Below are 12,071 nucleotides of genomic sequence, written 5' to 3' on the forward strand. Positions count from 1 at the left end.
ATGTGCGGGCGAACAGATCTATTTGTAGAGGAGTTCTCCCGCGGTGGTGCCGACCAGGCGGCGGATGTCGTCCGAGGGGATGCCGGCGTCCAGCAGGCCCCGGACCGCCCGGCGGTACAGGGTCACCGGCAGCGGGTTGGTCTTCTGGCCGGAGTCCGAGCACAGGACGGTGTTCCCGACGCCGACCTCCTTGATGAAGGTCAGCAGCTCGTTCAGGTCGCGGCGGCGGGCCGGCTTGCCGAAGTACATGATGACCTCGTGCTCGATGGTCACGCCCTGCCTGGCCCAGGCCGCGGCCTGCGCCACGTCCGCGCCGACCACGAAGATCGGGTGGTTGACCAGGATCCGCTCGACGCCCTCCTCGAGCGCGGCGTCGATCAACTTCTGAGCCTCGGGTACGCCGAGGTGCCCGCACGTGAGCACGGCCCGTTCGGCGGCGATCACCGCCAGGATGTCGCGTACCTCGGGAAGAACCTGACCCTTCTCGTCGAGGATCGAGATGACCTCGTTGGGGCGCAGGTCCACCTCGGGGGTGGGGAAGCCGGTGTCGTGGTGCTCGTGGTGCGAGATGTGCGCCTCGGACGACAGCGTGGGGAACCACACCATGCGGCCGCCCATCTTCAGGGCGAGCTCCACCGCGTACGGGTTCAGGCCGCCGACCGTGCGGTTGAGCGCGATCCCGCCGTACACCTCGGTGGACAGCTCCCGCAGGCCGGCGGTCCGCAACGCGAGGATGTCCGGCACCATGCTGTGGTGGTGGGACTTGGCCACGATCGCCCGGAAGCCGGCGGCCGAGGCGTCGCGGGCGGCGTCCATGATGCTCATCCGGCGCGGGAACGGGCTCGGGCCGGGGTGCTGGTGCAGGTCGACCGCGCCGGCGAGCAGCGCGTCCGCCTCCGGGTCGGGGTTCTTCCGGTCCTCGTCCGCATCCGGATCGAACGGGTAATCGACGTCGGTCATGGGGGATCCCTTCACTCGGAGACGAGGACCTGGTCCTCGGGGCGCCAGTGGGCGACGACCCGGGCGCCCGGGCCGACTGCGGCCGGGGCGCCGACGGGCAGCACCGCGCAGCCGACGGACTCGTCGGCGTAGGCGAGCTCGATGCGGTAGTAGGTGCCGTAGAACGAGACGTCGGTGACCGTGGCCGCGGCGGTCTGGTCGCCGGCCGGCACGGACGCCTCGTCCGGAGCCACGTGCAGGCGCTCCGGTCGTACGATCAAAGCCTTGTCCGTCTGCCGGAAGACGTTGGACTCGCCCAGGAAGCGCGCGACGAACTCGGTCGTGGGGCGGTGGTAGAGGTCGGCCGGGGTGCCCACCGCGACGATCCGCCCGTGGTTGAAGATGGCGATCCGGTCCGACAGGGTCATCGCCTCGTCCTGGTCGTGCGTGACGAAGACGAAGGTCAGGCCGAGCTCCTGGTGCAGGCGTTTGATCTCGCGCTGCAGGGACTGCCGCAGCTTGCGGTCGAGCGCGCTCAGCGGCTCGTCCAGCAGCAGCACGCTGGGGGAGAAGACCACCGCGCGGGCCAGCGCGACCCGCTGCTGCTGGCCGCCGGAGAGCTCGTGCGGGCGGCGGTCGTCCATCCCGCCCAGGTCGACCAGCTCCAGCGCCTGCCCGACCAGCTTGGCCGTCTCGGCGGCGGGCACCTTGCGCTCGCGCAGCGGGAACGCGATGTTCTGGGCCACCGTGAGGTGCGGGAAGAGCGCGTAGTTCTGGAAGACCATGCCGAAGTTCCGCCTGTGCGGCGGCGTGCGGACGATGTCCTTGCCGTTCAACCGGATCGCGCCGGACGTCGGCTCGGTGAAGCCCACGATCATGTTGAGCGTGGTGGTCTTCCCGGAACCGCTCGGTCCCAGCAGGGTGATGAACTCGCCGGGCTGGATGTCGAGGTCGATGTGGTCGACCGCGGGCGCGTCCGAGCTCCCGTACCGTTTGACCAGATCGATGATCTCGACCCGGCCGCCCTCCGCGGCTGTTCTCATCGGGTGCCTCTCTTCTGCCGGGCGCCGCGGCGCGCGCCGGCCATCTGCGCGACCAGGATCGGAACACTGACCAGGACCACCATCAGGCTCGACGCGGCGGAGATCGTCGGGTCGATCTGGACGGTGATGCTGTTGAACATCTGCACCGGGAGCGTGATCGCCCCGGGCGCCTGGAGGAACAGGGCGATGACGACCTCGTCCAGCGAGGTGACGAAGGCGAGCACGGCGCCCGAGAGGATGCCCGGCAGGACCAGCGGGAACGTCACCCGGCGGAAGGTCGAGACGGGACTCGCGCCCAGGCTCGCCGCCACGCCGGGCAGCCGGCCGTCCATCCCGGCCAGGCGGGCGGTCACCGCGATCACCACGAACGGCAGGGCCAGCGCGGTGTGCGCGAGGATGATGCCGATCAGGGTGCCGTTCAGGCCCAGTTGCAGGAACGCGGAGAAGACCACCAGCGCGACCAGGATGTGCGGCACGATCATCGGCGACAGCAGGAAGCCGTTGAGCGGGCCTCGCCAGCGCGATCTCATCCGCGCGAGCCCGAAGGCCGCGGTGGTGCCGAGCACGGTGGCGAACAGCGCGGTGTAGACGCCCACCTGCAGCGTGTTGAGGATCGCCGCGGTCCACTCCGGCGAGGTGAACAGCTCCTGGTACCAGCGCAGCGACCAGCCGTCCGGCGGGAACCGGAAGGTCTGCGCCGAGGAGAAGCTCATCGGGATGACCACCAGGGTCGGCGCGACCAGGATGATCGCCACGATCGTGGTGTGCACGCGCAGCCAGGGCCGCACCTCGGACGCGCCCTCGCTCTTCGCGCCGGTGCGTGCGGGTGTGCCACCGGCCGCGACCGCGGCGACGTTCGACCCGGCCAGCCTTCGGCTCAGACCGAGGACGACGAGCGTGACCACGAGCAGGAACATGCCCATCGCGCCGGCGCCGCCGAAGTCCAGCAGCTCCTTGGTGCGCACGTTGATCACCTGCGCGATCATCGCGCTGCGGGTGGATCCGAGCAGGGCCGGCGTGACGTAGAAACCCAGCGCCAGCACGAAGACCAGGGACATGCCGGCGACCACGCCCGGCGTGGACAGCGGCAGGTAGACCCGGCGGAAGGCACGCATCCGGGGCGCGCCCAGACTCTGCCCGGCCGACACCAGCCGGCCGTCGATCTGTTCCATCGCGCTGTACATCGGCAGCACCAGGAAGGGCAGCAGCACCTGGGTCATCGAGATGCCGACCGCCAGCGAGGTGCCGAGCAGTGTGACGTCCACCCCGAAGAACCCGAAGAACCGCTGCAGGACGCCGCCGTCCTGCATCAGGACCAGCCAGGCGAAGTTGCGGGCCAGCATGCTCGTCCAGAACGGCACCAGCACGATGGTCACCAGCACGGCCCGCATGACCGGGCCGACCAGGGTCATCGCGTACGCGTACGGGTAGGCAAGCAGCACGCCGATCACCGAGACCGTCAGCGCGATCAGCAGGGTCCGGCCCAGCACCCGGATCGTGTAGCCGTCGGTGAACAGTCCCACGTAGTTCGCCAGGCCGGGTTCCGGCTCGGTGAAGCTGTCCACGACGATGTTCAGCAGCGGCGCGACGAACAGGATGAGCAGGGCGACCAGCGCCGGCAGCAGGAGCAACCACCCACCGGCGTGGGCCCGGGCGAGCCAGGCCCGGCCGGGGCGCCCGGTGACGGGCGCCTCGGCCGTGACTGTCGGGGCGGCCATCCTCAGCCGACCTTCCAGCTGGTCCAGCGCTTCACCAGCGCGTCGGTGTTCTCGATCCACCACTGCTTGTCCTGCTCGACGGTCTTGCCGCGGTCGGGCAGGAAGGCGTTGAACGCCTTCTGCTCGTCGGTGTAGCCGATCGAGTTCAGGTCGACGTCGTCGCGGGCGGGGGCGGTGCCGGTCAGCTTGGCGTACGCCTTGGCCTGCTCGGGCTCGACGATGAAGGCGAGCATCTGCTGGGCCAGCGCCTTGTGCGGCGCACCCTTCGGGATGACCTGCACGCCGATGTCGGTGGTGTTGAAGTCCCACACCGGCACCAGGTTGGCGCCGCTCTGCTTCGAGACGATCGTCCGCGCGGTCACCGTGAGCACCATGCTGGCCTGCTTGTCGACCAGCATCTGCTGGATCGCGCCATAGCTGGCGGCGAAGACCAGCGAGCTCTTGATCGTGTCGATCTTCTTGAACGCCCGGTCGAGGTCGAGCGGGTAGACCTGGTCCGGGGGAACGCCGTCGGCGACCAGCGCGGCCTCGAACAGGCCGGCCTTCGGGTAGTCGTAGACGACCCGCTTGCCGGGGAACTTCTTCACGTCGAAGAAGTCCTTGATCGTGGTCGGCTTCGCGCCGGTGTACATGTCCGCGTTGTAGCTGAAGATGTTGGCGTACCGGTAGGTCGGCACGAAGCAGTCGCCGGTGGTGCCCTCGGGGAACTTGGAGCGGTCCAGCGCCGGGTCGTCCAGTTTCTCGAAGAGCTCCCCGCAGTACGCGCCGGCGTAGATCCAGCTCATGTTGGCCAGGTCCCACTGGGTCTTGCCGGCCGCGACCATCGTGCGTACCTGGGCCTGCTCGGCCGGGCTGATGTTGGTGAACGTGGTGCCGGTCTTGGCGGTGAACGGCTCCTGGAGGGCCTTCTTCTCGTCCTCCTGGAACTGCCCGCCGGTGCTCGCCCAGGTGAGCTTCTTGTCGTCGGCGCCGCCGCCGCCGGAGTCGCCGCCCACGCCGCACGCCGATATCACCAGGGCGCCGGCCGCCAACACTGCAAGGAAACGGTATGTCTTCATCTGCATCGCCTTTGATATCGCGCAGGGCGCGGGTGCCTGTTTGTCAGTCGAGGGGGTTGGCCATGCGCCGGCTGATCGTCTCCGCGCCGGCCAGCAGGGCTTGGGCCACCGGGCTGTCGGTTCCCTCAGGAACGAACTGGGTGATGTCGACGACGGCCAGGGTCGCGACGACCTGACCGGCGGGATCACGGACCGGAACCGCGACGGCGCTGATGCCGTCCTTGAGGCTCTGGCGGACCGAGACGCCGGTCTCGCGGACGTCCGCCAGCTCCGCCTCGGTCGCCGTCGTGGGTGTCACGCCCTCGCCGAACCGGTAGTAGGACCGGTCCTTGAAGGCCCAGAAGACCACGGTCTGGGCCGCGTTCGGCCCGAGCTGGCTGCCGACGGCGATCGAGACGTGCGCCGTACGGCTGCGGTCCTCGCGCACCCGCGCCACCACGGGGCAGGTGCCGTTCCACACGCTGAGGACGACGGTGTGCCGCAGGCGGGCGCCGAGGTCCTCCAACACCGGACCGGCCAGGTCGATGATCCCCAGCCGGGACAGGGCGAGGGTGCCCAGCTCGGCGAGGAGGACCCCGAACTCGTACCGGTTGCGGTCACGACGCCTGAGGAGCCCGTGGTTCTCCATCGACGCCAGATAGCGATGAGCGGTGGACTTGCCGACACCCAGTTCCTCGGCGGCCGACACCAGGTCGATCGTCTCGTTGCCGGCGAGCAGCCGGAGCAGCTGGACGACCCGGGCCACGACTTGAAGGTCACCGCTGGCGATCTCCATCGGTGCCTCCCTCCCTGGTATCCGTCCCGCATTGCGGGGCGGCCGTCCGTCTATCCGGTATTCGAGGAATCTAGGTGATCTCTCCCGACGCCTGTCAAGAGTCGGGGAAGATTTCCGCCGTAAGTCCCACTTGTTAAATGCCGTGGGTAGCGTGATTGTATGATTGCCCTACAATCCTTGGCTAGTGGTCGGGAGGCAGAACATGCGCGGACTTCGCGGCAAGGTCGTCGTGGTGACGGGTGCGGCCGGTGGGATCGGCGCGGCCACCGTGCGGCGGCTGGCCGAGGAGGGTGCGCAGGTGGTCGCCGTCGACCTGGACGAGCGGGTGAGTGAGCTGCCCGGGGCGGCGCTCGCGGTACGCGCCGACGTCTCCGCCGAGGACGGGGTGGACGCGTACGCGGCGGCGGCGGTGGAGCGGTTCGGGCGGATCGACCTGCACCACCTCAACGCCGGCATCCCGGGCTCGTTCGCCACGCTGCCGACGCTGTCGGTGGCGGAGTTCGACAAGGTGATGGCCGTCAACGTGCGAGGTGTGTTCCTGGGCGTGCGGGCGGCCTTCCGGCAGTACGCCGCGCAGGGCAGCCACGGGAACGTCGTGATCACCGGCTCGATCGGGAGCCTGCGCGGCAGCGCCGATCTGCTGGCCTACCAGACCTCGAAGCACGCGGTGCTCGGCATCCTGCGCGGCGCGGCGATGTACGGCGGCCCGCTCGGCGTACGCGTGAATGCCGTCGCCCCGGGGATCGTGCCCACCGACCTCTTCGCCGCGAATGCCATCCGGGGAGGCGGAACAGCGGCCGGCGGCAAGGACGACATGTCCCGCCGCGCGAGCAGCACCCCGCTGCGGCGGGCCGGCACCGGCGACGACGTGGCCGGCGTGGTGGCGTTCCTGCTGTCCGACGACGCCGCCTACATGACCGGCGAGGTGGTCTCGGTCGACGGCGGCGCCAGCATCGTCAGCACGGTCCGCCCGTCCGGCGGGGCCGGCGCCTGGGACTTCGAGGCCTACGACCGCGGCCTCTACGGCTAGGTCGTGTTTCAAACCCGCTTGCCCGGGTTTTGAAACACGACCTAGTCAGCTGCCCGGCTGCGCGCTCGCGCAGCCGGGCAGGTCGTTGCCGCTACTTCGCGACGTACACCTTCGGGATGCCGGCGGATGCGACGTTCGGAGACTCCGTCGCTCCGGAGATCGTCACCGGGTTGCTCGTCGTGGAGAAGCCCTCGCCGTAGGCATTGAAGCCGACCACCCGGAAGGTGTAGGTGCGCCCGGCGACCATGAGGCCGCACGTCGGGAACGGAGCGACCTCCCTGCGGTCGACCGGCCACCAGTTGCCCGTGCCGAGCAACCATCGTGGTTGACACACCGACCCTGGTTCCACCGGGTTGATGTAGGCCCAGTAGGACCAGCCCGGCGGTGTGCCGTCCGCGACATTTATCCCGACCCTGGTGTTGCCGTCGACCTCCCGCGGGACCGGCCAGACGGACACCGTGGGCGCGCCGGGTACACCGACGTGGACCTCGGCCTGCCCGGCCTGGGCCGGCCTGCCGATGCTGGCCGGAATGGTGACCTTGATGACGAACTGGCCGTCCTTCGCCGGGGCGGTGTAAACCCCGGCCGAGGTTATCGTGCCGTTGTCGGTGCCCTCCACGGACCAGACCGGCGTGCCTCCCACGTACCGGCTCGTCGCCGTGAAGGCCTGCGTCGTGCTCCGGGCCATCGGGACGATGGCCGGCGTGACGGCGATCTGGGCCAGCGGCCCCTTGGCCTGCGCGATCGGTTCGCAGGTGTGCAGCAGGTTGTCGTTCTTGAAGGCCGACCTGCCGAAGAAGGGCAGGACGTCGACCCCGACGGCGGCGCACCCCTCGACCTTCCACCAGGGGTCACCGTCCGGGTCGTACAGGCCGTTGGCGGACAGGCGGTACTCGATGTCGGCGAGGGACTTGCCCAGGAGCCCGATGGACGACTTCTGCTTCACCCCGAGTTCGAGACTGACCTTCGTGTACGAGCTGGGCTCCTTGACCTCGCTCTTCAACGGGTCGTGCGTTGCCGTGGACAACGTGGGATCGTCGATGTCCAGATGGGTCCGGACCGTCTTGGAGACGCTGGCGGAGGTCGTCACGCCCCGGGTCACGCTGCCCTTGATATAGACGAAGTACTGGGCCTCGACGTAGGGCCGCAGCCTGCCGATCTTGGAGAACTTGCCCTTCTTGCGCCCCAGCGGTCTCTCCCCCTCGAGGAGCTTGACCTCCGTCTCGGACTTCGCCGACAGTTCGGCCTTGCTGGTCGCCTCCATGTTGATCTCGGCGCTCCGGTCGCCGATGTCCAGCTTCCCGTCGACGGTGAGCTCGAGGCTGACGGTGCCGTTGACGGTGACGCCGGTGGCCGGCTTCCAGTCGATGACCGGCACCTCGATCGTGCCGTTGAACTCGTTCGCGCTCAAGGAGTCCGGGTTGGTCGCCCACATGTTTCCCAGCAGGCTGTACCCGCCGTCGGTGAACGCGTCCGCCAGCTCGGCGTTCGTGGTGGTGACCGTGGTCGAGGTGCCGCTGGTGGTGACCTGGCCGACCTTGCGCAACAGGCCGTCCGGCGCGGCCGTCACCTCCGGCACGATCAGGATGTTGCCGGCGGTCAGCCCGGTGATCTCGGCCGGTGCGTTGACGAAGGTCAGGCTCGACGTGCCGACCGTGGTGAGCGTGGCCGCCGCCGCATTCGACAACAGCCGTGCCTGCGCGGTCATCGCGAGGTCCGGCTGGACCGGCGTGGTGGTGGCCGCGGCGCCGGCGCCGCTCACGCCGGCGGCCTTGACCGCGAACGTGTACGCGGTGTTGCTGGTCAGGCCGGTCACGTCGATGCTGCGGGCGGTGGCCGCGGCGGTGACCGTACGCCCGCCGGGCTGCACCAGCAGCGAGTAGCCCGTGATCGGGTTGCCGCCGGTGTAGCCGGGCGCACTCCATTCCACCGTGACGGTGCCGTTGCCCGCGGCGACGGCCGCCACGTTGCCGGGCGCGTCGGGCACGGTGACCCGCGGGGCGATCGCGGCCGTGGCGGCACTGGCCGCTCCGGTGCCGATCGCGTTGGTCGCCCTGACCGTGAACGTGTAGGCCGTCCCGTTGGTCAGGCCGGGGATCTCCGCGGCGGTGGTCGGCGCGGTCACGGTGACGGTGGCGCCGCCGGGCGAGGCGGTGACGGTGTACGAGTCGAGCGGCACGCGGCCGTCGTCGGCCGGTCGGACCCAGCGGACTCGTACCCCGGTGTTGCGTGCTTCGGCGGTCACCCCGGTGGGCGCGCCCGGCACGGTGGCCGGCAGGGGTGTCACCGCCGCCGACGCCGCGCTGACCGGGCCGGGACCGACGGCGTTGCGCGCGGTCACGGTGAACGTGTACGCCGTACCGTTGGTGAGCCCGGCGAACACCGCCGATGTGGTGTCCACGACGTCGATGCCGGCGCCGCCCGGCGTCGCGGTGATCCGGTAGCCGGTGATGGCCGCTCCGCCGTCGGACACCGGCCGGGTCCACGACACGTTCGCCTTGCCCGCCTCGGCGTTCGCCTGCACGGACAGCGGCGCGCCCGGCACGCTCGCGGGCTTGTAGTAGCCGGCCACGTCGAGGAGCAGTCGCACCGGTGCGGTGCCGCTGTTGTAGATCGAGATCCGGCCGTCGGCGCTGAGCTTGCTGACCTGCAACGACGGCCACGCGCCTCCGGCCCGGTAGGAGAGCTGCCGCACGACCGGCCGGGTCGCGTCCGCGGCGAAGGCGCTGAGTGCGCCGTCCGTGCCCGCCGCGCCCTGCCCGGTCGCGGTGAGGTTGAACGCCGCGGCTGTCGCTCCGGTCGCCGGGATGCCGCCGGCGCCCGCCAGGACGTACGACGCGGTCGTCTGGGCCCCGAGGATCTCACCGTTCAGCACCCGTGCCGGGGTGACGCCGACGTACGACGATCCGGCGGCCGTCCCGGTCGGCTTCTGGTAGTAGCCGACCACATCGACGAGCATGTTCGCCGCGTTGGTGCTGTACACCCGGAACTTGCCGTTCGCGCCGAGCGTGGCGTGCACCTGGTTGGTGTACGGCGGCGTGGTGCCGTAGCTCAGGTCGACGGTGCCCGGCCGAGTCGTACCGTCGGGGTAGACCGTGGCCTGCCCCGCGGTGGCCGAGCCCGTGAGGGTCACATGCGCCACCACCGCCGAGACGCCGGTGGTGGGAATGCCACCGGCCCCCAGCGGTGAGACCAGCACGTTGCCACCGGCCGTGATCGGGGTGGTGGGCAGGATCCGTGCCGGGGTCAGCGGCACATAGGTGGAACCGGCGGTGGTGCCGCCGGCCGCCCGGAAGTAGCCGACCACGTCCACGGAGAAGATGACGTCCGCGCTCGCGGAGCCGCTGTAGATCGACACCTGGTTGCCGGTGCCCAGCGGCGTGACCACGGAGTTCGTGGTGAGGGTGGTCCCTGCGTAGTTCAGGTGGGAGGCGTTCGGCCGGGTCACGCCGGCCGGGATCACCTCGAGGTAGCCGGTGTCGGTGCTGCTGCCCTTGGCGGTCAGCTGGAAGGCCACCGCGGAGACGCCGGACGCGGGGATCCCGCCCTGGCCGAGCGGGCTGAAGGTGTGGGTCGCGCCGACCGCCAGCGTCTTCGCGTTGATGATGCGCGCGGGCGTGACGGGCATGTACTGTCCCGCCGCCGGGGTGAGGGCGGCCCGCGCGGGTGCCGGGCTGCTCACCACTGCGGTGGCGGCCACCAGCAGCGCGAGAACGACCATCGTGGTTGCAATGTGGAACGGTCCGGGCCATGCGCGTACGGCTCGTCGCGACAACGGAGCCCCCTGTCAGTCTGGTGGGATCGACCGGGGGCGAGTATGCCGAAGGCGGGTAGCGTCCGCGTAGCGCCGAGTGACGTCAGGCGCGCGCCGGCCGGGGACTCTCGTCCAGGAGCAGCTCGTGCAGCTCGGCGGAGGCCGCCGCCACCTGGTCCATGTGCGCGTTGTGGCCGAAGGTGCGGGGGCGGGGGATCGGCACCTCGACGACCTTGTTCAAGCGGCCGGGGCGGGAGCTGAGCACGGCGACGCGGTCGGCCAGCAGCACGGCCTCACCGATGGAGTGGGTGACGAACACGATGGTGGTGCCGAGCTCGATGTGGATGCGCTGAAGCTCGACCGCCAGTTCCTCACGGGTGAGGGCGTCCAGTGCCGAGAACGGCTCGTCCATCAGCATGACCTTGGGGTTCTGGATCAGCGCCCGGCACAGCGCGACGCGCTGCTGCATGCCGCCGGACAGCTCGTGAGGCAGCTTGGTGGCGAACCCGGCCAGCCCGGTCATCTCCAGCAGCCGCTCCGCCTGGTCGCGGGACTCCGCGCGGTTCCGGCCGAAGATCTCGATCGGGAGCAGCACGTTGTCCAGCACCGGGCGCCAGGGCAGCAGAGCGGGGCGCTGGAACACCATCGCCACGTCCCGGCGCGGTTCGGTGACGATGTCACCGGCCACGGTCACCGAGCCGGAGCTCGGTTCGAGCAGGCCACCGATCACGCGCAGCAGAGTCGACTTGCCGCAGCCGGATCGTCCGATGACGGCCAGGAACTCCCCGGCCGCGATGTCGAGGTCGATGTCCTTGAGTGCCTCGACTCGGCCGCGGCGGCCGCGGAAGGTCTGCGACACGGCGTCGATGCGAATCATGCGAATGCTCCCGATGACGGAGGGTCGTTCACGATGAGATGGCCCGCGCCCACGGGGCCAGCAGACGCTCGAGCGCGGCGACGACGTAGAAGAGCACGACACCGGCGACGGCGAGAAGCACCAGGGCGGCGAAGGCCAGCGCGGTGTCCGAGTTGGCTCCCGAGCCGACGATGACCGAGCCGAGCCCATGGTCGGGGCTGACCACCTCGCCGATGACGGCGCCGATGATGGCCAGCGGTGTCGCCACCTTGATCCCGACGAACATCTGCGGGAGCGCCCAGACGAGCCGGATCTTCACGAACGTCTGCCACCAGGAGGCTTTGAGCGACCGCGCGAGCTCGGCGAGGTCGGCCGGTGTCGAGGTCAGTCCCGCCATGGTCGACACGATGATCGGGAAGAAGCTGACCAGCACGACCATGACGATCTTCGGCGAGTTGCCGAAGCCCATCCAGACCAGCAGCAGCGGGGCGAGGGCGACCTTGGGGATGGCGTTGACCGCCGCCAGCAGAGGCATCGTCATGCGTTCCACGGTGCGGGAGGCGGCCAGAACGATCGCCAGGCCGAGGCCGCCGGCGACCGCCACCCCGAAGCCGATCAGCACGCGCTGGAAGGTCGTCCACGTCTCGTCCGCCAGATAGCGCGGGTCGCGCAGCATGGCGTCGAGCACGTCCGGCGGGGACGGCACGTAGAAGGGGTCGATGTCGAGCGCCGCGGTCAGGAGCCACCAGAGGCCGATCGCCAGAACAGCGCCGAGCACGGGAAGCACGCCGTTGTTCCAGGTCATGGAGAGCCGGGAGTCGGCGTCCGTGTCAGTCATGAGGTCAGCTCCGTCGGTGTGGGGCAGGTCCGGGCCCGCAATGCGGCGCGGTTCGACCGC

9 protein-coding genes are annotated in these 12,071 nt (G+C 70.1%); 1 reads left to right on the top strand and 8 read right to left on the bottom strand.

All coding sequences use genetic code 11. The annotated features are described in order from the left end of the window. Window positions 1-18 precede the first annotated feature (18 nt). The 5 genes from QSK31_RS29115 to QSK31_RS29135 are packed head-to-tail and all read right to left on the bottom strand — an operon-like array spanning window position 19 to window position 5,533. The gene (locus QSK31_RS29115; protein ID WP_285687660.1) at window positions 19-960 is read right to left on the bottom strand and encodes a DUF6282 family protein; all 942 of its coding nucleotides are present in this window, start codon (window positions 958-960) and stop codon (window positions 19-21) included. Between the two features lie 11 nt (window positions 961-971). Further along, window positions 972-1,982 carry an ABC transporter ATP-binding protein gene (locus QSK31_RS29120; protein ID WP_285687661.1) on the bottom strand — a complete coding sequence of 337 codons (1,011 nt, stop codon included), beginning with the start codon at window positions 1,980-1,982 and terminating at the stop codon, window positions 972-974. After that, a complete protein-coding gene (locus tag QSK31_RS29125; protein ID WP_285687662.1) occupies window positions 1,979-3,700 on the bottom strand; it encodes an ABC transporter permease subunit in 1,722 nt (573 codons plus the stop codon). Before QSK31_RS29125 ends, QSK31_RS29120 begins: the two co-directional genes overlap by 4 nt. Window positions 3,701-3,702: 2 nt before the next feature. Continuing rightward, window positions 3,703-4,758 (bottom strand): extracellular solute-binding protein, encoded by a 1,056-nt coding sequence (locus QSK31_RS29130; protein WP_285687663.1) that lies wholly within the window; start codon window positions 4,756-4,758, stop codon window positions 3,703-3,705. Window positions 4,759-4,801: 43 nt separating this feature from the next. Then, on the bottom strand, window positions 4,802-5,533 hold the full coding sequence (locus QSK31_RS29135; RefSeq protein WP_285687664.1) for an IclR family transcriptional regulator: 732 nt from the start codon (window positions 5,531-5,533) through the stop codon (window positions 4,802-4,804). A gap of 202 nt (window positions 5,534-5,735) precedes the next feature. Between QSK31_RS29135 and QSK31_RS29140 the strand changes: the two genes are divergently transcribed. Beyond that, window positions 5,736-6,563 carry an SDR family NAD(P)-dependent oxidoreductase gene (locus QSK31_RS29140; protein ID WP_285687665.1) on the top strand — a complete coding sequence of 276 codons (828 nt, stop codon included), beginning with the start codon at window positions 5,736-5,738 and terminating at the stop codon, window positions 6,561-6,563. A gap of 91 nt (window positions 6,564-6,654) precedes the next feature. Here the strand turns inward: QSK31_RS29140 and QSK31_RS29145 are convergent, their stop codons facing one another. The 3 genes from QSK31_RS29145 to QSK31_RS29155 all read right to left on the bottom strand — a co-directional run bounded on the left by QSK31_RS29145 (window position 6,655) and on the right by QSK31_RS29155 (window position 12,011). Beyond that, window positions 6,655-10,284: a fibronectin type III domain-containing protein gene (locus tag QSK31_RS29145; protein ID WP_285687666.1), complete on the bottom strand. Its 3,630-nt coding sequence runs from the start codon at window positions 10,282-10,284 to the stop codon at window positions 6,655-6,657. Window positions 10,285-10,420: 136 nt separating this feature from the next. After that, entirely contained in the window at window positions 10,421-11,194 is a 774-nt protein-coding gene (locus QSK31_RS29150) for an ABC transporter ATP-binding protein (RefSeq protein ID WP_285687668.1), read from the bottom strand. A gap of 28 nt (window positions 11,195-11,222) precedes the next feature. Beyond that, entirely contained in the window at window positions 11,223-12,011 is a 789-nt protein-coding gene (locus tag QSK31_RS29155; protein ID WP_285687669.1) for an ABC transporter permease, read from the bottom strand. Window positions 12,012-12,071 lie beyond the last annotated feature (60 nt).

This window comes from Actinoplanes sp. NBRC 103695, assembly GCF_030269485.1.
In the GTDB taxonomy this organism is placed as follows: Bacteria; Actinomycetota; Actinomycetes; order Mycobacteriales; family Micromonosporaceae; genus Actinoplanes.